19 protein-coding genes are annotated in these 22,331 nt (G+C 57.7%); 14 read left to right on the top strand and 5 right to left on the bottom strand.

Annotated features, from left to right (window positions below; translation table 11 throughout):
• Nucleotides 1-2 precede the first annotated feature (2 nt).
• Together GS12_RS11500 and GS12_RS11495 are read right to left on the bottom strand one after the other, a co-directional pair.
• Nucleotides 3-254, bottom strand: a complete 252-nt coding sequence (locus GS12_RS11500) for a YfhL family 4Fe-4S dicluster ferredoxin (protein ID WP_034919308.1) — start codon at nt 252-254, stop codon at nt 3-5.
• A 468-nt stretch (nt 255-722) separates the two neighbouring features.
• On the bottom strand, nt 723-1,562 hold the full coding sequence (locus GS12_RS11495) for a MurR/RpiR family transcriptional regulator (protein ID WP_034916408.1): 840 nt from the start codon (nt 1,560-1,562) through the stop codon (nt 723-725).
• A gap of 189 nt (nt 1,563-1,751) precedes the next feature.
• Here GS12_RS11495 and murQ point away from each other — a divergent pair, with 189 nt between their 5' ends.
• The 4 genes from murQ (at nt 1,752) to tadA (ending at nt 5,225) form a co-directional block, all read left to right on the top strand.
• Nucleotides 1,752-2,669, top strand: coding sequence for an N-acetylmuramic acid 6-phosphate etherase (gene murQ, locus GS12_RS11490; RefSeq protein WP_034947033.1), 918 nt, complete (start codon nt 1,752-1,754; stop codon nt 2,667-2,669).
• On the top strand, nt 2,656-4,017 hold the full coding sequence (locus tag GS12_RS11485; protein WP_034947030.1) for a PTS transporter subunit EIIC: 1,362 nt from the start codon (nt 2,656-2,658) through the stop codon (nt 4,015-4,017). The genes murQ and GS12_RS11485 overlap by 14 nt, the downstream gene beginning before the upstream one ends.
• Nucleotides 4,018-4,020: 3 nt before the next feature.
• Nucleotides 4,021-4,659 (top strand): phosphatidylglycerophosphatase C, encoded by a 639-nt coding sequence (yfhb, locus tag GS12_RS11480; protein WP_034916402.1) that lies wholly within the window; start codon nt 4,021-4,023, stop codon nt 4,657-4,659.
• Between the two features lie 68 nt (nt 4,660-4,727).
• Nucleotides 4,728-5,225: a tRNA adenosine(34) deaminase TadA gene (gene tadA / locus GS12_RS11475; RefSeq protein ID WP_072016879.1), complete on the top strand. Its 498-nt coding sequence runs from the start codon at nt 4,728-4,730 to the stop codon at nt 5,223-5,225.
• 4 nt (nt 5,226-5,229) lie between these two features.
• On the opposite strand, the gene mltF is transcribed toward tadA, so the two are convergent.
• Complete coding sequence (gene mltF, locus GS12_RS11470; RefSeq protein ID WP_034947027.1) at nt 5,230-6,687, bottom strand: membrane-bound lytic murein transglycosylase MltF; 1,458 nt, start codon at nt 6,685-6,687, stop codon at nt 5,230-5,232.
• A gap of 268 nt (nt 6,688-6,955) precedes the next feature.
• Here mltF and purL point away from each other — a divergent pair, with 268 nt between their 5' ends.
• From purL to glyA, 6 genes are all read left to right on the top strand, one after another.
• Nucleotides 6,956-10,843, top strand: coding sequence for a phosphoribosylformylglycinamidine synthase (purL, locus tag GS12_RS11465; RefSeq protein ID WP_034947024.1), 3,888 nt, complete (start codon nt 6,956-6,958; stop codon nt 10,841-10,843).
• Between the two features lie 578 nt (nt 10,844-11,421).
• Complete coding sequence (locus GS12_RS11460) at nt 11,422-12,849, top strand: sensor histidine kinase (protein ID WP_034947021.1); 1,428 nt, start codon at nt 11,422-11,424, stop codon at nt 12,847-12,849.
• 2 nt (nt 12,850-12,851) lie between these two features.
• The gene (gene qseG, locus GS12_RS11455) at nt 12,852-13,580 is read left to right on the top strand and encodes a two-component system QseEF-associated lipoprotein QseG (RefSeq protein ID WP_235421141.1); all 729 of its coding nucleotides are present in this window, start codon (nt 12,852-12,854) and stop codon (nt 13,578-13,580) included.
• A complete protein-coding gene (glrR, locus tag GS12_RS11450) occupies nt 13,577-14,911 on the top strand; it encodes a two-component system response regulator GlrR (RefSeq protein WP_034916396.1) in 1,335 nt (444 codons plus the stop codon). Before qseG ends, glrR begins: the two co-directional genes overlap by 4 nt.
• A gap of 118 nt (nt 14,912-15,029) precedes the next feature.
• Nucleotides 15,030-15,368 carry a nitrogen regulatory protein P-II gene (glnB, locus tag GS12_RS11445; protein ID WP_004159160.1) on the top strand — a complete coding sequence of 113 codons (339 nt, stop codon included), beginning with the start codon at nt 15,030-15,032 and terminating at the stop codon, nt 15,366-15,368.
• Between the two features lie 278 nt (nt 15,369-15,646).
• Nucleotides 15,647-16,900, top strand: a complete 1,254-nt coding sequence (gene glyA, locus GS12_RS11440; protein ID WP_034916395.1) for a serine hydroxymethyltransferase — start codon at nt 15,647-15,649, stop codon at nt 16,898-16,900.
• Between the two features lie 56 nt (nt 16,901-16,956).
• Here the strand turns inward: glyA and csiE are convergent, their stop codons facing one another.
• A complete protein-coding gene (gene csiE / locus GS12_RS11435) occupies nt 16,957-18,225 on the bottom strand; it encodes a stationary phase inducible protein CsiE (protein ID WP_034947018.1) in 1,269 nt (422 codons plus the stop codon).
• A 163-nt stretch (nt 18,226-18,388) separates the two neighbouring features.
• Between csiE and GS12_RS11430 the strand changes: the two genes are divergently transcribed.
• Both GS12_RS11430 and GS12_RS11425 read left to right on the top strand, forming a co-directional pair.
• Nucleotides 18,389-19,009 carry a DUF1007 family protein gene (locus GS12_RS11430; RefSeq protein ID WP_034919301.1) on the top strand — a complete coding sequence of 207 codons (621 nt, stop codon included), beginning with the start codon at nt 18,389-18,391 and terminating at the stop codon, nt 19,007-19,009.
• Complete coding sequence (locus GS12_RS11425) at nt 19,000-19,977, top strand: nickel/cobalt transporter (protein ID WP_034947015.1); 978 nt, start codon at nt 19,000-19,002, stop codon at nt 19,975-19,977. Before GS12_RS11430 ends, GS12_RS11425 begins: the two co-directional genes overlap by 10 nt.
• 39 nt (nt 19,978-20,016) lie before the next feature.
• Here the strand turns inward: GS12_RS11425 and suhB are convergent, their stop codons facing one another.
• Complete coding sequence (suhB, locus tag GS12_RS11420) at nt 20,017-20,820, bottom strand: inositol-1-monophosphatase (protein ID WP_034916390.1); 804 nt, start codon at nt 20,818-20,820, stop codon at nt 20,017-20,019.
• 118 nt (nt 20,821-20,938) lie between these two features.
• Here suhB and trmJ point away from each other — a divergent pair, with 118 nt between their 5' ends.
• Entirely contained in the window at nt 20,939-21,715 is a 777-nt protein-coding gene (gene trmJ, locus GS12_RS11415; protein ID WP_034947012.1) for a tRNA (cytosine(32)/uridine(32)-2'-O)-methyltransferase TrmJ, read from the top strand.
• A gap of 116 nt (nt 21,716-21,831) precedes the next feature.
• Nucleotides 21,832-22,329: a Fe-S cluster assembly transcriptional regulator IscR gene (gene iscR / locus GS12_RS11410; protein ID WP_034916386.1), complete on the top strand. Its 498-nt coding sequence runs from the start codon at nt 21,832-21,834 to the stop codon at nt 22,327-22,329.
• Nucleotides 22,330-22,331 lie beyond the last annotated feature (2 nt).

Here is a 22,331-nt window from a genome sequence, read left to right as displayed (position 1 = left end):
GGCTACGACGCGGCAAGCACCACAAACTTTTCCCACAGCTCATCACGGCTCTCCGGACGTGAAGGATCGGTGATGATGGTGTGATCGATCGGGCAGACCTGCTGGCAGGTCGGCGAATCGTAATGACCGACGCACTCCGTGCAACGATCGGCATCGATTTGATAAATATCGTCGCCCATAAAGATCGCCTCGTTCGGGCACTCCGGCTCGCACATATCGCAGTTAATACAGCGTTTTGTAATTAATAAAGCCATTTTAATCAATTATCATCAGAACAATTAAGATCGGCACGTTGCGCGGATTTTAGCACAGACCCTCGCTGCTCCCAATGTCTTGCTGACCTCCTTATAAGAGATATTCCCTGAGGTGCGTAAATAAACTGGCAAACTTCTTTGTGCGTCTTCTCTTTTATTAAAACAACGTATTCCAGGCGATCAATACGGCAGCCTGATACATTACCTGTCGCAATATGCCTTGCGGAAAAGTGTTGATTCAGCGGAACGCTGTTTAACGAGGTGTCGTAAGTTTATGAAAACGAATTAATGCCCGGGATCTGTTTCGGCGCGCACATTCTGATGATTTTCAACCGCAGCAAGCCGTGTGGATCAATATTATCAACGTCAATAGTCAAATCATAATGCAGTGACGTAGTAAAAGCCGCCGACGGCCCGGGAGTTTAAAGGCAGCAAGCTGCCATCGGCGCTTAATGTTATCCAGAACCCTTAAACCAACTTTTTTACCAACGCTTCGCTGTGACGAATATGGCTTGAGGCGCGTTCAGGATCGCGCTGCACCAGCGCCATAAACAGCAGATCGGTAAGCGCCAGCTGGGCGCTGGTCGAAGAGATCGCCGCGCTGCGCGTGGTCTGCTCTTCTGCGACCGTATACAGACAGTGGGTGGCGCACTGTTGCAGCGTATTCGGCGTAAAACCAGTAAAGGCCAGCACGTTGGCACCTGCGCGCTGCGCTTCCTGCGCGGCAAGATTGATTTCGCGGCGCTCGCCAGTATAGGAGATGGCCAGCAGCAGATCGCCCACGTCCAGCGCCTGAACGCTGGCCAGCAGCGCATGCATATCCTGTTCGGCAACGGCGCTCATGCCGATTTTCATCAGCTTCCACGAAAAATCCTTCGCCACCAGACCGGACGCGCCAATGCCGACCAGCACAATGCGACGGGCCTGCCGCAGCAGCCGCAGCGTCTCCATCAGCATCTCTTCGCTGTTAATATCCAGCGTGGCGCGAATAGCCGACAGCTTTTCCGTCAGCAGCTTCTCACCCACAATTTTTAGCGGATCGTCACTCAGAATGAGATTGTGAACGGTAATGGCATCTCTGTCCGCCAGCGATTCACTCAGGGCGAGCTTGAGCGCCGGAAAACCCTTATAGCCCAGTTTTTGCGCAAATTTCACCACGCTTGACTGGCTGACGCCCGTTTCTTCCGCCAGCTTTTGTGAACTGAGGTGCCGCGCGCGATCCGGCTGCGACAGCAGAAAGTCAGCCAGGCGACGCTCATTTAACGCCAGGGTAGGGTAGAGCTGACGAATACGCAGCAGTGAACTCATTGATTCATATCTCCTGATAGCGATGCCAACGGACACGTGTGATCATAGCCTGCCCACGACATCGCGCTAAGTTTATCGATAGCTGAGTCACATTTCACGGGCAAAGTAAGATAAAATGCCGCCGGGAAGGAATATAATATTCCTTATTTATTTATTTATATTGAATTTTATATTCACTGGAGACGTTACATGAATCTTGGTTCGCTTATTTCTGAAACGCGCAACGCCGATACGATGAACCTGGACGGTCTGACTACGCTTGCGATGGTCACAAAATTTAATCAACAGGATGCCACGGTCGCTGAAGCGGTTTGCCAGACGCTGCCTGAGGTGGCGAAAGCGGTCGATGCCGCTGCGGCTTCACTGACGGCTGGCGGCAGAGTGATTTACATGGGCGCGGGCACCAGTGGTCGTCTGGGCGTGCTGGACGCGGCGGAATGCCCGCCGACCTTCGGCGTGCCGCACGGCCTGATTGTAGGACTGATTGCGGGCGGCCCCGGCGCGTTGCTGAAAGCGGTGGAGGGGGCCGAAGACAATGCGCAACTGGGCGAGCAGGATCTCCGCCAGCTTGACCTGACCAAAAACGATATGGTGATCGGCCTTGCTGCTTCCGGCCGTACGCCGTATGTGATTGGCGCGCTGCGCTATGCCCGCGCCTTCGGCTGCCGTACCGCCGCCATCTCCTGCAACCCGGCCTCGCCGATTGCGCAGGAGGCTGACATTGCCGTCTCGCCCGTGGTCGGCCCGGAAGCGTTAACCGGCTCAACCCGGCTGAAGTCCGGCACCGCACAAAAACTGGTGCTGAATATGATCTCAACCGGGGCGATGGTCAAAATCGGTAAGGTTTATCAAAACCTGATGGTGGATATGCAGGCGACTAACGTCAAACTGGTGGATCGCGCCTGCCGTATGGTGTGCGAAGCGACAGGCTGCGCCGTTAAAGACGCGGAAACGGCGTTGCGTCAGAGCCACTACCACGTGAAGAATGCCATACTGATGCTGCTGAGCGGCGTTACTGCTGAGCAGGCCGGCGAGCTGCTGGCAAAACATAACGGATTTTTGCGCGCGGCGCTGGAAGAAAAGGAATCAGGTCATGGAAAAGGCTAAACGTCTTGCAGGCGAACTATTACAGGGAATGGGCGGCGCAGGAAATATTAATAAACTGGAAAACTGCATGACGCGCGTGCGCGTTGAGGTTAACGATGACGCGCAGGTTGACCTGCCGACGTTACGCAATCTGGACGGCGTTAAAGGCTATGTCCGCCAGGGGCAACAGCATCAGTTTATCGTCGGGCCGGGCGCGTCGGCCAAAGTGGTGGAGGCGATGCGCGGCCTGATGACCGGGCAGATGCCGGACGCGACATCAAACCCTGTCAGCGCCAGGGCGGAGGCGAAGAAAAAATACAAAGCGCCGATGAGCGACGCCTTACGCCAGTTAGCGAACGTGTTTATTCCGCTAATTCCGGCTTTTATTGCCTCCGGGCTGATTGTGGGCATCATTAACATTTTGAAACGTCCGGATGTTGTCGGCGATTTCGCCAGTCAGTATCCCAACCTGCTTGGCCTGGCGGGCATTTTCGGCACCGCCATTTTTGCGATCATGAACATCCTTGTGGGGGTCAACGCCGCGCGCGTTTTCGGCGGCTCTACCGCGATGGGCGGCGTGATGGCAGGGATTTTGTCCAGCCCGCAGCTTGCGCAAATTACGCTGTTTGGCGAAGCGCTACAGCCGGGAAGAGGCGGTGTGATCGCCGTTTTACTGGTGGTGGTGATGATGTGCTGGATTGAAAAACGGCTGCGTGAATGGCTGCCGGAATCCGTTGAGCTGATCCTTAATCCGCTTCTGACTACACTTATTACTGCAACGATAGCTATAGTTGTGCTTCAGCCGCTGGGCGGAGTGATCTCTGATGCGATAGCGCACGGCGCCACGCTGGCGATCGATCGCGGCGGCATGCTGGTTGGCGCGGTCCTGGCAGGCGCCTTTCTGCCGCTGGTGCTGACCGGTCTGCATCAGGGCCTGGTGCCCATTCATGTGGAGTTGGTGCAGGCGCACGGTTTTAACGCGCTGCTGCCGATTCTGGCCATGGCGGGCATGGGGCAGGTCGGTGCTTCCATTGCGGTGCTGATGAAAACGCGCAGCGACAGGCTGAAAAAATTGATTAAAGGCGCGCTACCGGTCGGTATTTTAGGTATCGGCGAGCCGCTGATCTTTGGCGTGACGCTGCCGCTGGGCAAACCGTTCATCGCGGCCTGCCTGGGGGGCGCCGTTGGCGGCGCGTTGATAAGCTCGGGCAAGGTCGCTGCCGTGATCACCTTCGGACTTTCCGGCCTGCCGCTGGCGCTGACCATTGTTTCCGGGAAAGTGATGCTCTATCTGGCAGGCTGTCTGGCCGCCGTGATCGGCGGCTTCATATTTACGTGGTTTATGGGATTTAATGACCCTGAGGAGTAATATTTGACAACCGGTCAGGCGCGACGCGTGGTGTTTTTCGATCTGGACGGCACGCTGCACCAGCAGGACATGTTTGGCACCTTTATGCGCTATCTGTTATGGCGTCAGCCGTTGAACCTGCTACTGGTGGCGCCGTTGCTGCCGGTTATCGGCGCGGGCCTGCTGATTAAGGGGCGAGCCGCTCGCTGGCCGATGAGCCTGCTGCTGTGGGCGATAACCTTCGGGCACAGCGAAACGGCGCTCAGAAAGCGCGAGGCGGCATTTGCCGTGTGGTTTCGCCAGCGCGTAACCGCTTTTCCCGTGGTTCAGCAACGTATGATTGACTATCTCAACAGCGCCGATGCCGATGTCTGGCTGATTACCGGATCGCCGCAGCCGCTGGTGGAACAGGTCTATTTCGACTCCGCCTTTTTGCCGCGTGTGAAGCTGATCGCCAGCCAGATGCGGCGCGGCTATGGCGGACGCCTGCTGGCGATGCGCTGTCTGGGGCACGAAAAGGTTGCGCAGCTTGAGGAGAAGATTGGCACGCCGCTCCAGCTTTACAGCGGCTACAGCGACAGCAAACAGGACAACCCGCTGCTGTTTTTCTGCCAGCATCGCTGGCGGGTGACGCCGCGCGGTCAGCTACAGCAGTTGGAGTAGCATCAGTTGTTTCGTCTTTACCTGCGCCGTGGCTATAATGCCCGGCGTTTTTTTTGCTGGAGACTCAGGTGAACACCACAGCGACCGATGAAGTCTGGATGCGCCACGCGCTGATGCTGGCCCGCCGTGCCTGGGAAGAGGGCGAAGTGCCCGTCGGCGCCGTGCTGGTGCAGGGCGAACGCGCGATTGGCGAAGGCTGGAACCGGCCGATAGGTCATCACGATCCTACCGCCCATGCGGAAATCATGGCGCTGCGCCAGGGGGGCACGGTGCTGGAAAACTATCGTCTGCTGGATACCACGCTTTACGTCACGCTTGAGCCCTGCGTGATGTGCGCCGGTGCGATGGTACACAGTCGTATCGGACGGCTGGTGTTTGGCGCGCGGGATGAAAAAACGGGGGCGGTGGGATCGCTGCTGGATGTTTTAGGGCATCCGGGCATGAATCACCAGGTGGCGTTTACGGAAGGCGTGCTGGCGGAAGAGTGTGCCGCGATGCTGAGCGATTTTTTTCGCCACCGCCGCGCCGAGAAAAAGGCGCTGCGGCAGCAACAGCGCGGGATGTAGCGCATCAGTTCAGCGCTACCTGCGGTTCCACCGTGGGATAACCCGCGCCCAGAGCGGCTTCCGCCGCCGCTTTTTGCGCCAGCTTGCGCTCCTGATCCTGCAAATAACCCACCAGGCTCAGATGATAAATACGGATGTTTTCCACATAGTTATAGGCTTCCTGCCCGCGCGCGTAGCCGTAGGCGGTCTGGCTGTAATAACGTCTCTGGCTCAGCATCGGCAGCCGCTGTTTGACGTCGGCCCAGCTGTCCGGGTTTCCCTTCTGTTTTTCCGTTAATTTGCGCGCGTCCAGCATGTGCGCAAACCCCATGTTATAGGCGGCCAGCGCAAACCAGATGCGCTCGTCTTCAGGTATGGTCTGCGGCACCTTATCCATCAGACGGCGAAGATATTCGCTGCCGCCGCGAATGCTCTGTTCAGGATCGGTACGATCGCGCACGCTGAGGCTCTCGGCGGTATTACGCGTCAGCATCATTATGCCGCGCACGCCGGTAGGCGATGTGGCCTGCGGGTTCCAGTGGGATTCCTGATAAGCGATGGCGGCCAGCAGTCGCCAGTCGATGGCGGTGGCGTAGCGCTCGAACAGCGGTTGAACGCCAGGCAAAATGCTGTCAATTGAGCGCAGAAAGGTGCGCGTGTCCACGTAGTCGAAGGTGCCCACATGCCCGAGATACTTTTCATCCAGCCGCGCCATAGCGCCCTGTTCGCCCATCTGGTTGAAATAATCCAGCAGCGCGGCGTAAAGGCTGTCATCTTCATCGCGCTGCATGTACCAGGTGACCGGCTCTTCATCGGTAATATCGAACGCCACCGCCAGCTGCGGATGAATACGCTGGAGCAGCGCGATGGAGATGGAATCGCCTACCGTGTAGTCGAGCTTGCCATCGGCAACGGCTTCAAGCAGCGCGTTAGGGCTTTGGTCGGTGGCGATAGCCCAGTCCAGATCGGGATACTGATTCTGTTTCACCGTACGCAGCGTGGAGAGATAAGCGGAGCCGGAGGCAACCGTTAAGCGACCGCGTAAATCGCCCAGGTTTTTCGGCCTCGCCTTACCCATTCTGTAGACCAGTTGCTGCGAAACGGAGTAGTAAGTAGGCCCGGCACGAAAGCGCCTCAGCCGATCGGTGTTGTAAATCAATCCGGCGGCCAGCACGTCGGCTTTATCGTCTTCCAGATCGTCAAACAGCTCGTTAAGATTATGACGCAGGGTGATTTCCAGCTTTACGCCTAAATAATCGGCGAAACGCTTCGCCAGCTCGTAATCCATACCAGCCGGTGCTTTGTTGACGGTGTAGTAAGTCAGCGGGGAGGTCAGCGTACTCACGCGCAGAACTCCCCGCGATTTTATCTGTTCTATCTGGTCCTGCGATCCGCCATACCAGGGGATCGACGGCCACAGCGCCAGCGCGAGCAGCACGGTGACAAGCCCGATAAAAAGATAATTAAATTTAAGGCGTTTCAAATAGTTATCTCTCGATTTCGCGCAGGTCTCTGTCTGTAACGGCAGTATTTATTGTCTTTAATTGATCCTGAGCGTGGGGCATTTTGCGCAACTCAACACGCCTCTGCAACTTAAATCATCCGGAATTGCGTGTTTTTCAGCCAGTTTCCAGGCCCGATAAATTCTGCGCAAACGGTTTCGTAACCGGTGTGGATTCTCTATAATAGCGCCCGTTTTCCCCGTTGCGCCCAGAAGCGTCGTCCGGCGCTTCGCAAAAGAGAGATCTCTGATAATGGAAATTCTGCGTGGTTCGCCCGCTCTGTCAGCATTTCGTGTAACCAAACTGCTGGCCCGCTTTCAGGACGCTCACCTTTCCGTGAGCGATATATACGCCGAGTATGTCCATTTCGCCGATGTCAGCACGCCGCTCAGCGCCGATGAAAAAGCGCGCCTTGAGCGGCTGCTCCAATATGGCCCCTCTCTTGCCGGACACGCGCCTGAAGGGCGTCTGCTGCTGGTAACGCCGCGCCCTGGCACCATTTCGCCCTGGTCATCTAAAGCGACCGATATTGCGCATAACTGCGATCTGCCGCAGGTGAAGCGCCTTGAGCGCGGCCTGGCCTTTTACGTGACGGCGCCACAGTTGACGGACGCGCAGTGGACGCAGCTCGCGGCGCTGCTGCACGATCGGATGATGGAAACCGTGCTGACCGATCTTCAGCAGGCCTCGCAGCTTTTTGCTCATCACCCACCCGCGCCGCTGCAAAGCGTCGATATGCTGGGCGAAGGCCGCAGCGCGCTGGAGCAGGCCAACCGGCGGCTCGGGCTGGCGCTGGCCGACGATGAAATCGACTATCTGCTGGCCGCGTTTCAAAAGCTCGGACGCAATCCGAATGACATTGAACTCTACATGTTTGCCCAGGCGAACTCGGAGCACTGTCGTCACAAAATTTTTAACGCCGACTGGATTATCGACGGTGAACAGCAGCCGAAGTCGCTGTTCAAAATGATCAAAAACACCTTTGAAAAAACGCCGGATCACGTGTTGTCAGCGTACAAAGACAACGCGGCGGTGATGGAGGGCTCGCAGGTTGGGCGCTTTTATGCCGACGACAAGGCGCAGTACGATTTCCATCAGGAGCAGGCGCATATTCTGATGAAGGTGGAAACGCACAACCACCCGACGGCGATTTCACCGTGGCCGGGCGCCGCAACCGGCTCCGGCGGCGAGATCCGCGATGAAGGCGCAACCGGTCGCGGTGCCAAACCAAAAGCCGGGCTGGTGGGTTTTTCCGTCTCCAACCTGCGCATTCCCGGCTTTGAACAGCCGTGGGAAGAGGATTTTGGCAAACCGGCACGCATCGTCAGCGCGCTGGACATCATGACCGACGGGCCGCTTGGCGGCGCCGCCTTTAACAACGAATTTGGCCGTCCGGCGCTCACCGGCTACTTCCGCACCTATGAAGAACAGGTCAACAGCCATAACGGCGTTGAACTGCGCGGCTATCACAAACCGGTGATGCTGGCAGGCGGTATCGGCAACATTCGCGCCGATCTCGTGCAGAAAGGTGAAATCAGCATCGGCGCGAAACTGATCGTGCTCGGCGGCCCGGCGATGAATATCGGCCTGGGCGGCGGCGCGGCCTCATCGATGGCATCGGGACAGTCGGATGCCGATCTGGACTTCGCGTCGGTACAGCGCGACAACCCTGAAATGGAGCGCCGCTGCCAGGAAGTGATCGATCGCTGCTGGCAACTGGGCGAAGAGAATCCGATCCTGTTTATTCACGACGTGGGCGCGGGCGGTTTATCCAACGCGATGCCGGAGCTGGTCAGCGATGGCGAGCGCGGCGGCCGCTTCAACCTGCGCGATATTCTCAGCGATGAGCCAGGCATGAGCCCGCTGGAAGTCTGGTGTAATGAATCGCAGGAACGCTACGTACTGGCCGTTGCGCCGTCAAAACTGGCGCAGTTTGATGCCCTTTGCCAGCGCGAACGCGCGCCCTATGCGGTGATTGGCGAAGCGACAGAAGAGCTGCACCTTTCGCTCGCCGACAGTCATTTCGACAATAAACCGATCGATATGCCGCTGGATGTGCTGCTGGGTAAAACGCCAAAAATGACCCGCGACGTCAGCACGCTACAGGCGCAGGGCGAACCGCTGGTGCGCGATGAGATTACCCTGGCGGACGCGGTGAAGCGCGTGCTCCATTTGCCGACGGTGGCGGAAAAAACGTTTCTTATCACCATCGGCGATCGCTCAGTAACCGGCATGGTGGCGCGCGATCAGATGGTCGGGCCGTGGCAGGTGCCGGTAGCCGACTGCGCGGTGACCACCGCCAGCCTCGACAGCTACTACGGCGAGGCGATGGCGCTGGGCGAACGTGCGCCGGTGGCGCTGCTTGATTTCGCTGCCTCCGCGCGTCTGGCGGTAGGCGAGGCGATCACCAATATCGCCGCCACGCAGATTGGCTCGCTGAAACGCATTAAACTCTCTGCAAACTGGATGGCGGCAGCCGGGCATCCGGGTGAAGACGCCGGTTTGTATGAAGCGGTGAAAGCCGTGGGCGAAGAACTGTGTCCGGCGCTGGGCATTACCATCCCGGTGGGCAAGGATTCCATGTCGATGAAAACCCGCTGGCAGCAGGGCATTGAACAGCGCGAAATGACCTCGCCGCTGTCGCTGGTGATCACTGCCTTTGCCCGTGTGGAGGACGTGCGCCGCACCGTCACGCCGGAACTGAAAACCGGCGGCGATAATGCGCTGTTGCTGGTTGATCTGGGCGGCGGGGCGAACGCGCTGGGCGCCACGGCGCTGGCGCAGGTTTATCGTCAACTGGGCGATAAAACCGCTGACGTGCACGATGCGCAGCAGCTTGCGGGCTTCTTCACGGCAATCCAGACGCTGGTGGCAGAAGAGAAGCTGTTGGCTTACCACGACCGTTCAGACGGCGGCCTGCTGGTGACGCTGGCGGAAATGGCCTTCGCAGGCCACTGCGGCATTGAGGTGGATATCGCCGCGCTGGGCAGCGATGCGCTGGCGGCGCTGTTCAATGAAGAGTTGGGCGCGGTTATCCAGATTGCCGAAGCCGATCGCGATCGCGTAAAACAGATCTTTGCCGATAACGGCCTTGCCGACTGCCTGCACGTATTGGGCCATGCGCAGTCAGGCGATCGCTTTGTCATCACCGCCGGCGACTCGCCGGTTTACAGCGAAAGCCGTACCACGCTGCGCACCTGGTGGGCGGAAACCACCTGGCAGATGCAGCGCCTGCGCGACAACCCGGCTTGCGCCGATCAGGAGCACGAGGCGAAGAAAAACGATGCCGATCCGGGTCTGAACGTATCGCTGACCTTCCGTCCGGAGGAGGATGTGGCGGCACCGTTCATCGCTACCGGCGCACGGCCAAAAGTTGCCGTACTGCGCGAGCAGGGCGTGAACTCGCATGTTGAAATGGCGGCGGCCTTCCACCGCGCCGGGTTTGACGCTATCGACGTACACATGAGCGATCTGCTTGCGGGCCGTCGCGATCTGACGGATTTCCACACGCTGGTTGCCTGCGGCGGCTTCTCCTACGGTGACGTACTGGGCGCCGGTGAAGGCTGGGCGAAATCGATACTGTTCAACAGTCGCGTACGCGACGAGTTTGAAACCTTCTTCCATCGCCCGCAGACGCTGGCGCTTGGCGTGTGTAACGGCTGCCAGATGATGTCGAATCTGCGCGAGCTGATCCCCGGTAGCGAGGCCTGGCCGCGTTTTGTGCGCAATCAGTCCGAGCGGTTTGAAGCACGCTTCAGTCTGGTGGAGGTGTCGGCCAGTCCGTCGCTGCTGATGGCTGGCATGACCGGCTCCCGCATGCCGATTGCCGTTTCACACGGCGAAGGCTTTGTTGAGGTGCGCGATGAGACGCATCTGGCAACGCTTGAGCACAAAGGACTGGTGGCGCTGCGCTATGTGGATAACCTCGGTAAGGTGACGCAGCACTATCCCGCGAACCCGAACGGTTCGCCAAACGGCATCACCGCCGTTACTAACGAGAGCGGCCGGGTCACCATTATGATGCCGCATCCTGAGCGCGTGTTCCGGACCGTCAGCAATTCCTGGCATCCGGCGGAGTGGGGCGAAGACAGCCCGTGGATGCGCATTTTCCGCAATGCGCGTCGGCAGCTGGGCTGAATGAGCCGTTAAACGAAAGAGCAACCCGGCGCGGTTGCTCTTTTTTTAAGGCAGTGTTGCATACTGGCAACAGCAGCGTTTTCCGCTGTCTCTGTTCGGAGACATATAACACATTGATTTATCAGCAAAAAAATTAATCCGCGCCTGACTGTTGCCATCAGGCGACAGCTTTAACGCTGCGGCGGCATATTCCGTTAATATGGAATGCGTCATATAAATATAAAATCAACAATATCAATAAATTAAAATTATTTCGTGCATGTGGCATAGTTATTGCTATCTTATATTCAGTGGCTCATTCGCCTCGCTATGACAGCCCTGCGCAAGCGGACAAGCGCTTCATAACACTTTGAATGACGCACAATACGGTGCCTGCCGTCCACCCCACCGATAACAGTCCACGCTGTGGCTTTATCAAGCATCGGACGCAACGTTGAGTAAGGCACCACCTAATTTTCCGTGATGCACGGGCGAATGGCAGATTCTCTGAATCTGCCATTTTTCGTTTCAGCACAGGGCTTCCTTCTCTCTCCTCACTCGGCTAGCATCTGCTGCAACAGAAAAGATGAGAGCGAACCGTGAAAAAATGGCGTCTGTTTCCCCGTTCCCTGCGCCAGCTGGTGCTGATGGCCTTTTTGCTGGTGCTGCTGCCGCTGTTGGTGCTGGCCTGGCAGGCCTGGGAGAGCCTTTCCGCGTTGAGCGACCGGGCGGCGGAGACCAATCGCACCACGCTGACCGACGTTCGCCGCAGCGAAGCGATGGCGCGCACGGCGCTGGAACTGGAGCGTAGCTACCGGCAGTATTGCGTGCTGGACGATCCGATGCTCGCCAGGCTCTACCAAACGCAGCGCGTGAAATATGCGCAGATGCTGGATGCGCATGACGGCGTACTGCCCGATGCCGCCGTCGAGGCCTCGCTGCGCCAGTCGCTGTCGCAGTTGACAAAAATCGCCTGCGAAAACAGCAGTCCCGTTGCCGCCGCCGGCAGTGAGCTGGACGTCTTTTCTTCCGCCAACGGCCGCCTGGTTCAGTTGACGCGTGAAGTGGCGTTTGCGCGCGGTTTACAGCTACAGCGTGAAATCGCCGCCCGCGGCCAGTATTTCGGCTGGCAGGCGCTGATCCTCTTTCTGCTCAGCCTTGGGCTGGTGCTGCTGTTCACCCGCATGATCATCGGGCCGGTGAACGCCATTGAACGGATGATCAATCGCCTGGGCGAAGGCAGGCCGTCCGGCCACAACCTTGCCGCCAGAGGCCCGCGCGAGCTGCGTTCGCTCGGACAGCGCATCCTGTGGCTGAGCGAGCGGCTGGCCTGGCTGGAGTCGCAGCGCCATGAATTTCTGCGACACATTTCGCACGAACTGAAAACGCCGCTGGCCAGTATGCGTGAAGGCACCGCGCTGCTGGCGGACGAAGTGGTCGGGCCGCTTACCGCCGATCAGCTTGAGGTGGTTAACATCCTTGATGACAGCAGCCGCCATCTGCAACGGCTGATTGAGCAACTTCTGGACTACAACCGCAAGCTCTCCGACAGCGCGGTCGCGCGGGAGCCGGTAAGGTTGCCGCCACTGGTGGAGTCGATTGTTGCCACGCACAGCCTGACGGCGCGCGCCAAATCAATGCAAACAGAGATTTCGCTGGCAGAAACCGTCTGTCACGCCGAACCTGAGCTACTGGCGCGGGCTATCGATAACCTTTACTCTAATGCAATACATTACGGCGGTGAGTCCGGCACCGTCTGGATCCGCAGCCGTCGCATGGACAGTAAGATTATTATCGACGTGGCGAACAGCGGCACGCCCGTACCTGCGGCCGAGCAGGCGATGATCTTCGAACCTTTCTTTCAGGGAAGCCAGCAGCGCAAAGGCGCGGTAAAGGGAAGCGGCCTTGGGTTGAGTATCGCCAAAGACTGTATCCACCGTTTGCAGGGCGAACTCCGGCTGGTGACCGACGACGAGGCCGCCGTCTGCTTTCGTATTGAACTTAATGACATCGCTGGGGCTGAATAATAATGAGCACAGAAATGATTTTTTCCGCGATGCGCACGGCGGCGATAGGTATCCTGTCGACGATGCTGGTGGCCTGTACGACAACAAAACCCGGCCCTGGCGCGCACGGCAGCCACAAAGCGGTTGAACCTGAAATCAATATGGTGAACTACACGCAAACCGAATGCCCGCAGATCTGGCAAATCAACGATGAAAAAGAGATGCAGAGCGGTCTGTACTGGCAGCGGGCAATAGACTGCGCCGTGCGGCTGTCGCCCGCCGAGGCGAGAGCTGAAGCGCGCCGCTGGCCCGCGACCCATTGGTATGGCGCGCTCAAACAGGGCGTGCTGCTGGCAAACGGCAACGTCACGCCGGCAGAGCGCCGACAATATCTGCTCAGGCTGGATACGTTTATCAGCGACTATCCGGCATCGATCAGGCCGCTGATCCAGCTCTGGCGCGATAATCAGGTTAATCTGCTGCAACTCTCCGAGGAGCGCACGCGTTATCATCATCTCCAGCAAAGCAGCGATGCGCAACTGGATGCGCTGCGACAGCAGCAGCGCGCCCAGACCCGCGAACTGGATCTCACGCGGCGCAAGCTTGAAACGCTGACCGATATTGAGCGACAGCTGTCATCGCGCCGCTCGCCGGATGCCAGCGACAGCGGTCACGGCGACAATAACGCCGCTCCAGCGGAAGGGAACGGCAACACACCGGAAAATGCGACACAGGACGCCACGCAGCCATGATGAAAAAATCCGCCAATTTACTGCTGGTTGATGACGATCCCAGCCTGCTGAAGCTGCTCGGCATGCGCCTGGCCAGTGAAGGTTTTAACGTGCAGACGGCGCATAGCGGCCCGGAAGCGTTGAAAACGCTGACGCGCGACAAGATCGATCTGGTGATCAGCGATCTGCGTATGGATGAGATGGATGGGCTGGCGCTGTTTGGAGAAATCCAGCGGCAGCAGCCGGGTATGCCGGTTATCATCCTCACCGCGCACGGTTCAATCCCGGAGGCGGTTTCCGCCACGCAGCAGGGCGTTTTCAGCTTTCTGACCAAGCCGGTTGACCGCGATGCGCTTTACAGCGCCATCGACCAGGCGCTGGCGCATCGCGCGCCGGCCAGCGATGAGAGCTGGCGGGAAAATATTGTTACCCGCAGCCCGCTGATGCTCCGTCTGCTTGAACAGGCGCGAATGGTTGCCCAGTCCGACGTCAGCGTGCTGATTAACGGGCAGAGCGGCACCGGTAAAGAGGTGTTGGCGAAGGCGATTCATGCCGCCAGCCCGCGTGCGGGTCAGCCGTTTGTGGCGATCAACTGCGGCGCGCTACCGGAGCAGCTGTTGGAGTCGGAACTGTTCGGCCATGCGAAAGGCGCTTTTACCGGCGCGGTCAGCAGCCGGGAAGGCCTGCTGCAAACCGCCGAAGGCGGCACGCTGTTTCTGGATGAGATCGGTGATATGCCGCAGGCGCTACAGGTTAAGCTGTTGCGCGTTTTGCAGGAGCGAAAAGTGCGTCCGCTGGGCAGCAATCACGATCTGGAGATTGACGTGCGGATCATTTCCGCCACGCACCGCGACCTGCCGAAAGCGATGGAGAAAAACGAGTTCCGTGAAGATCTCTACTACCGCCTGAACGTGGTGAACCTGAAGCTTCCCGCCCTGCACGAGCGTTCAGAAGATATTCCGCTGCTGGCAAACTATCTGCTCAGGCTCTCGGCCGAACGGCACAAACCTTTCGTACGCAGCTTCTCTACCGACGCCATGAAACGGCTGATGACCGCCAGCTGGCCGGGCAACGTGCGTCAACTGGTCAACGTGATTGAACAGTGCGTGGCGCTGACCTCTTCGCCGGTGATTGGCGAAGCGCTGATCGAGCAGGCGCTGGCGGGAGAGAATACCGTTTTGCCCACCTTTGCCGAGGCGAGGAATCAGTTTGAGTTAAACTATTTACGCAAGCTGCTCCAGATGACCAAAGGCAACGTGACGCACGCGGCGCGTCTGGCCGGACGCAACCGCACCGAGTTTTATAAGCTGCTGTCGCGGCACGAACTGGATGCATCAGATTTTAAAGCATAATTTTCCGTGCGGTTTATCTGACGGGATATGCTAATTTATCCACCTGAGCGCAGCGGATCGGGATGACCGCTGCTCAATTGACGATCGGATTTAGCCTCCGACGGAGGAAGGGCCTGCCATGAAAAAAATTGACGCAATAATCAAACCATTCAAGCTCGATGACGTGCGCGAAGCGCTTGCCGAGGTGGGTATCACCGGTATGACCGTCACTGAAGTGAAGGGATTCGGTCGCCAGAAAGGCCACACCGAACTGTATCGCGGCGCGGAGTATATGGTTGATTTTTTGCCGAAGGTAAAAATTGAGATCGTCATTGCCGATGATATCGTCGACACCTGCGTGGATACCATTATGCGCACGGCGCAAACCGGCAAAATCGGTGACGGTAAAATTTTTGTCTACGACGTTGCCCGCGTGGTGCGTATCCGTACCGGTGAAGAAGACGAAGAAGCGATCTGATCTCCTCTGGTTGAATTTGAAAAAGCCGTCCTGTCAGGACGGCTTTTTTGTCGATGTCACCTTTTAATGCGCGAAAAATTCATCCGGGGAATGAAGAAATTTCCGGATGCTTTTACCTGCCAGAAATGAACAAAAACGCCTTACAGCGGCGCGTGCAATCGTTTGCGTTAAAAGCGCGTTTTAGGCTATCCCTCAACAGGCAAAAAAGTTTACACTGGTGCCCCTGCCCGGACGGGCGGTTTATCGCCGATTAAAGTTAGCTGATTCAGGAGATGCGGATGTTAAAGCGTGAGATGAATATTGCCGATTATGATGCCGAATTATGGCAGGCAATGGAGCAGGAAAAAGTGCGTCAGGAAGAGCACATTGAACTGATTGCTTCAGAAAACTATACCAGTCCGCGCGTGATGCAGGCTCAGGGTTCTCAGTTGACCAACAAGTACGCGGAAGGCTATCCGGGCAAACGCTATTACGGCGGGTGCGAATATGTCGATATTGTGGAACAGCTTGCTATCGATCGCGCCAAAGCACTGTTCGGTGCGGATTACGCCAACGTACAGCCACATTCTGGATCACAGGCCAACTTCGCCGTCTATACCGCGCTGCTCAAGCCCGGCGACACCATTTTAGGTATGAACCTGGCGCACGGCGGCCACCTGACGCACGGCTCGCCGGTCAACCTTTCCGGTAAGCTCTACAACGTGGTGCCTTATGGCATCGACGAAACCGGCAAAATCGACTACGACGATCTGGCCGCGCAGGCGCAGAAGCACCAGCCAAAAATGATCATCGGTGGTTTCTCTGCCTACTCCGGCATCTGCGACTGGGCAAAAATGCGTGAAATCGCCGACAGCATTGGTGCATGGCTGTTTGTTGATATGGCGCACGTTGCCGGCCTGATTGCCGCAGACGTTTATCCAAACCCGGTGCCGCACGCGCACATCGTCACCACCACCACGCACAAGACGCTGGCTGGTCCGCGCGGCGGTCTGATCCTGGCAAAAGGCGGCGACGAGGAGCTGTACAAGAAACTCAACTCTGCGGTGTTCCCGGGCGGACAGGGCGGCCCGCTGATGCACGTCATCGCCGGTAAAGCCGTTGCGCTGAAAGAAGCAATGGAGCCTGAATTTAAAGTCTACCAGCAGCAGGTTGCGAAAAATGCCAAGGCGATGGTCGACGTATTCCTGGAGCGCGGTTATAACGTGGTTTCCGGCGGTACGCACAATCACCTGTTCCTGCTGGATCTGGTTGAGAAAAACCTGACGGGCAAAGAAGCCGATGCGGCGCTGGGACGTGCCAATATCACCGTTAATAAAAACAGCGTGCCGAACGATCCAAAAAGTCCGTTCGTCACCTCCGGAGTGCGTATTGGTTCGCCTGCGGTTACCCGTCGTGGCTTTAAAGAAGCGGAAGTTCGTGAACTTGCCGGCTGGATCAGCGATATTCTCGACAATATCAACGACGAAGGCACCATTGAGCGCGTGAAGAAGCAGGTGCTGGAAGTTTGCGCTCGCTTCCCGGTTTACGCCTGATTTTTTGCTTCAACGACTCTCGCCGGGGCCACAGCGCCCCGGCTTTTTTTTGCACATCAGGACTCCAGCAGCAGCCGGATGCGCTGTTGCTGATGCGCCTGGAGAGGAAGCTCGGCATGGATGAGCGGCGGCGAATAGAGCGGCAGCGGCGTGGCGTAAGGCGTGATGACCAGCGCGGTGCCTTTTGGCGCGCTGTCACGCTGAAAATCGCCAACGCTGAGGTATTTAATGGTCAGGGGTAGCAGCGTCAGCTCTCTGAGCTGCTGCTCAACCTGCTGCTCCAGCGCCTTGTCATGCGCGGTCAGCAGCAGCACCTGCTTCTCCTGGAGCACGTTGTCCTGCATCAGCCAGGCACCAAAAATAATGGCAATCAGCGCCAGCTCCTCCTGCGAAAAACGCAGGCCGTAACGCTGTTCGCACGCTTCCACCGCCGTTTGCGTGGTTCGCAACAGGCGCGGGTAGAGGCGGGCGACCTCTTCCGTCAGGCTGTTATCAATGCCGATACCGAACAGCGAGCGCTCCATCGCCTGCGCCAGATGGGTATAAAGCTGGCTGCACAGCCCCTCGCGGTCGCTGAACTGCATCTCTGAAAGCGATTCGAAACGCGCGATGGTTTCCCTGACCTGCTCCAGCACCTGCTGCTCGTGTTCATGTTTCGCCGCCGCCATTGACGGGACATGGAGCTGGCTGAACAGCAGCGCAAAAAGCCAGGCCTGGCTGAGGTCGGGCGCCGGATCGCAGCGTTTTTGCCAGTGGCGAATAACTCTCTCCGCGACAGGGTACTCCTGCCGTCCGACCAGCCAGCTACGCTGCGGCGAGCTGAACGTCGCGCAGACATCCCGGCAAAGAGAATGCTGCATAAAAAGCTGGAGAAACAGGCGATTACGCGGGGTGAATTCCCGGGAAAGCCCCTGCGCGCAGTGCTGGATCAATGCGCTGAGGTTGCGTTCATCATAAAGCGCGGTATTAACACGCCGTGCTTTAAGCTGTCGCCTGAGCGCAGGGGTGAAGCGCTCCTGTACGAAATCAGGCGCAAGCCGCAACGCCCGTCTCAGCCAGTGAAACAGGCACAGTCGTTGATCCAACTCCGCACCGGCCATCCGGTAGCTGCCATCGGCATCCTCAACAAGACCGAGCCGGTGATAGCGCTGGATTTCCGCGTCAACCTTCGCTATATCTTGCCGGGTAACAGACCGATCGACACCGTTGAGCTGGCTGAGTGAATCCAGGGTGACAACCGTTTCCGGGAGATAAAACATCAACATCAGGTGGCAGTGACGCTGCGGGCTGGAAAATGCAGAAGAAGTGGGTGAGGGTGAGCTCATCGTCTGCCATTCCGTAAAAAGAGTTACCGCTAAGCGTAGCCTGCAAAATTCTGCGACAGCGCAAACGTGCCACTTTTTTTTACAGGTTTTTAGGTGGATCACAGAATAATTATTCACAAAGGGAAAAGAATTGAATTTGTTACGTTATAACGTTTTTGCTAAGATCACTTTTTTCGCCGTCGCCCTTGCGGCCTGCCCGGTGGCCTGGTCACATCCTCACAGCTTTATTGCGATGCAGGTGACGCCGGTGGAGAAAGACAGCCAGCTTACCGGACTGAAAATGGTCTGGGTGATGGATGAAATCACCTCTGCCGATCTGCTTTATGATGCGGGCAAGGCCAAACCCGACAGCGAAATCTGGAAAAAGCTGGCGGCGGAAGTGATGGCGAACGTGCTCGGTCAACACTATTTCAGCGAGTTCAGACACGAGGGAAAACCGGTGAAATTTGGCAATCTGCCGCCGGAGTATCATCTTTCCCGACAGGGCGCAAAGGCGGCGCTGACGTTCGTGCTGCCGCTGGATAAACCGCAGCCGCTGGCGAGCCAGCGCTACGTATTTTCAACCTTCGATCCAACTTATTTTGTGGATATGACCTACGATTCTGAAAAATCACTGCATCTGCCGCCGTCATTAGCGGGTAAGTGTCAACTCTCACTGAACACGCCCGCGCCGGACGCCTCAATGAAGGCGTATGCGCTGTCGCTCGATAAAGCCGACGCGCCGCCCGAGGAGATGGATCTTGGTCGGCAGTTTGCACAAACGGTCACGCTGACGTGTCGGTAAATTCAACCGTTGCCATCACGCGACGCGTCTGGCCGCTGTTGGCGCTGGCCGTGATCATTTCCGGCGGCGGGCTGCTGCTCTGGCTGAGCTGGCCGGGCCTGCTGCTGCAAAGCACGCTCTGGCAAAAAACGCTGCACCAGCAGATGACCCTGTTGCTGCAACAGGTTGCCGCCGCACCGCATCAGGCAGGTCTGGCGCTGATGGCGTTCAGCCTGATCTACGGCGTGCTGCATGCGGCGGGGCCGGGGCACGGCAAGGTAGTGATCGCCACGTTTCTGGCTACGCATCCCACACGCGTCAAAACCAGCCTGCGGCTGACGCTTGCCGCCGCCGTTGTTCAGGGCCTGGTGGCGATTGGCCTGGTGACGGTGTTACTGGGCGCGCTGGGCCTGTCGTCACGTCAGCTCCATCTCAGCAGCTTCTGGCTGGAAAAAGGCAGCTATCTGCTGGTGGTAGCGCTTGGGCTGTCGGTGTGCTGGCGCGCGGTAAAAAACCTCCGGCAGACGCTGCGACCACCGGTGTATAAACGTATGTTGCCTGTGGAACATCAGCATCATACGGGATGTGGCTGCGGTCATCAGCACGTGCCGGACGACGCAGCGCTCGCGCAGGCAGTCAGCCTGAAAACGCAGGTTATGGTGGTTCTGTCGATGGGGCTGCGGCCCTGTTCAGGCGCCATAATGATGCTGCTTTTTTCCAAAGTGATTGGCGTTTACGGATGGGGCGTGCTTTCCGCGCTGGTGATGGCGTTGGGAACGGCGCTGACCGTTTCGCTGATGGCGCTGTTGGTGCAGATGTCGCGTGCGCTGGCGCTGAAGCTGAGCCGGACAGATTCTGCGCCGGGCAGGCAGAAGAGGGGCGTGTTGTATCTGTCGCTTTGCGGCGGCCTGCTGCTGATTGTTGCGGGCGTTATGCTGTGGCTGAGCGCCACGCCGATGATGTCCGGCGGCATCCGCCCACTGTTTTGACCCTGAATCAGCCGCACCGGCGACGGTGCGGCCAGAACGTCAGCGTTTCAGCGCTTCACTCAGCTCATCGCGCATGCTGCCCAGCATCGCTTTCACCACGCGCGGATTGCCGGCCACGATATTGCCGGAGGTCAGATAGCCGTGACCGCCGGTAAAATCGGTGACCAGACCGCCCGCTTCGCGCACCAGCAGCTCACCGGCAGCGAAATCCCACGGCTTCAGGCCAATCTCAAAATAGCCATCCACGCGACCGGCAGCCGCATAAGCCAGATCCAGCGCGGCAGAGCCGGTACGGCGGAAATCAGCGCACTGGGTAAACAGCTTGCCAACAATATTGATGTAAGGCGTGGCGTGCTGTTTCATTTTGAACGGGAAACCGGTCGCCAGAATGGTGCCGTCCAGATCGCGGGCGGTGCTGCCGCGCAGGCGATAGCCATTAAGCTGTGCGCCCTGGCCGCGCACTGCGCTGAACAGTTCGTTACGCATAGGATCGTAAACCACGGCGACTTCGGTGCGGCCCTTCAGACGCACGGCGATGGATACAGCGAAGTGAGGAAGACGTTTGATGAAGTTGGTGGTGCCATCCAGCGGATCGATAACCCATTGCACATCCTGATCTTCGCCGGGCAGTTCACCACTCTCTTCAGTGATAATGGTGTGCTTCGGATAAGATTTACGGATCACCTCAATAATCTGGCGCTCCGCCTCGCGATCAACATTGGTAACGAAATCGTTGCTGCCTTTCTGGCTGGCTTCAACGGCGTCAGGGGTTTCATAGTTTTTGGCAATTACATTACCGGCCTTGCGCGCAGCGCGCACGGCGATGTTGAGCATCGGATGCATCGGTCTCTCTCACTGGATGTTAAAGAACGGGAAAACGGCGCGGATTATAGCAGGGGGTTCGTAAAATGTCCTGAAAATATGATAGCATTCGCAAATTATCTCCTGAGTCAGACTTTCTATGCTGCAAAATATCCGAATCGTACTGGTGGAAACCTCCCACACCGGCAACATGGGTTCCGTCGCGCGCGCGATGAAAACCATGGGGCTGACTAACCTTTATCTGGTCAATCCGCTGGTTAAACCCGACTCGCAGGCAATTGCGTTGGCCGCCGGCGCCAGCGACGTCATTGGCGACGCCCATATTGTTGACACGCTCGACGAGGCGCTTGCCGGATGTAGTCTGGTAGTTGGCACCAGCGCGCGTTCACGTTCGCTGCCCTGGCCGATGCTTGACCCGCGCGAGTGCGGCATTAAAAGCGTTGAAGAGGGCCAGCAGGCACCGGTTGCGCTGGTCTTTGGCCGCGAGCGCGTCGGCCTGACTAACGACGAACTGCAAAAGTGCCACTATCATGTGGCGATCGCTGCCAATCCTGACTACAGCTCGCTGAATTTGGCGATGGCGGTGCAGATCATTGCTTACGAAGTACGCATGGCGTTTTTGCAGTCTCAGGCAATGCCTGAACCGCAGTACGAGGCCTCGCCTTATCCGCTGGTGGACGATCTGGAACGCTTCTATCAGCACATGGAGCAGATGATGCTGTCCAGCGGTTTTATTCGCGAAGGCAGCCCCGGCCAGGTGATGAGCAAGCTGCGTCGTTTGTACACGCGCGCGCGTCCTGAACGCGACGAATTAAACATTTTACGCGGGATGCTCTCCTCGCTGGAGAAGCCAAAAACGGATAAACAGCAGGCAAAGTCCGCCGGTAAAACGGAAGGTTCTGAGAATAAACAGTAAGTTAAATACTTGAGTGTTTTACCTGGTTAAATAGTTGACCAAAACACTCAGGAATGTCAGACTGGCGCCATCTTTTTGTTAAAACCCTTATCGGGTACAACCGAGGTCGTTACGCCATGAGACTGACATCCAAAGGCCGTTATGCCGTTACCGCTATGCTGGACGTTGCACTGCACTCCCACGAAGGCCCGGTGCCGCTGGCTGATATTTCTGAACGCCAGGGCATCTCCCTCTCTTATCTGGAGCAGCTGTTCTCCCGTCTGCGTAAAAATGGTTTGGTGTCGAGCGTACGCGGTCCTGGCGGCGGTTACCTGCTGGGCAAAGATGCGAGCGCTATTGCCGTTGGCGCAGTGATTACGGCGGTTGACGAATCGGTGGACGCGACCAAATGTCTGGGCAAAGAGGGCTGTCAGGGCGGCGAGCGTTGCCTCACTCACGTCCTCTGGCGCGATCTGAGCGAACGCATCAGCGACTTTTTAAACAACATTTCTCTGGCCGAACTGGTTAACAACCAGGAGATCCTCGACGTGGCGGATCGTCAGAACAGCGTTGAGAAGAATCGCGTGCCGGTTGGCCGCGTGCATGAAACGATTAACATCAATCTGCGTGCCTGATT

Source organism: Erwinia oleae (assembly GCF_000770305.1).
Lineage (GTDB): Bacteria > Pseudomonadota > Gammaproteobacteria > Enterobacterales > Enterobacteriaceae > Erwinia > Erwinia oleae.
The sequence above is the reverse complement of the archived record's forward strand: the minus strand, read 5'-3'. Positions and strand labels throughout refer to the sequence as shown.

Coding starts and splice junctions, on each gene's coding strand:
- glnB (WP_004159160.1), top strand. CDS start 15,030: ATGAAAAAAATTGACGCAATAATCAAACCATTCAAGCTCGATGACGTG.
- iscR (WP_034916386.1), top strand. CDS start 21,832: ATGAGACTGACATCCAAAGGCCGTTATGCCGTTACCGCTATGCTGGAC.
- qseG (WP_235421141.1), top strand. CDS start 12,852: ATGAGCACAGAAATGATTTTTTCCGCGATGCGCACGGCGGCGATAGGT.
- GS12_RS11485 (WP_034947030.1), top strand. CDS start 2,656: ATGGAAAAGGCTAAACGTCTTGCAGGCGAACTATTACAGGGAATGGGC.
- murQ (WP_034947033.1), top strand. CDS start 1,752: ATGAATCTTGGTTCGCTTATTTCTGAAACGCGCAACGCCGATACGATG.
- glyA (WP_034916395.1), top strand. CDS start 15,647: ATGTTAAAGCGTGAGATGAATATTGCCGATTATGATGCCGAATTATGG.
- GS12_RS11495 (WP_034916408.1), bottom strand. CDS start 1,562: ATGAGTTCACTGCTGCGTATTCGTCAGCTCTACCCTACCCTGGCGTTA.
- csiE (WP_034947018.1), bottom strand. CDS start 18,225: ATGAGCTCACCCTCACCCACTTCTTCTGCATTTTCCAGCCCGCAGCGT.
- GS12_RS11500 (WP_034919308.1), bottom strand. CDS start 254: ATGGCTTTATTAATTACAAAACGCTGTATTAACTGCGATATGTGCGAG.
- trmJ (WP_034947012.1), top strand. CDS start 20,939: ATGCTGCAAAATATCCGAATCGTACTGGTGGAAACCTCCCACACCGGC.
- glrR (WP_034916396.1), top strand. CDS start 13,577: ATGATGAAAAAATCCGCCAATTTACTGCTGGTTGATGACGATCCCAGC.
- suhB (WP_034916390.1), bottom strand. CDS start 20,820: ATGCATCCGATGCTCAACATCGCCGTGCGCGCTGCGCGCAAGGCCGGT.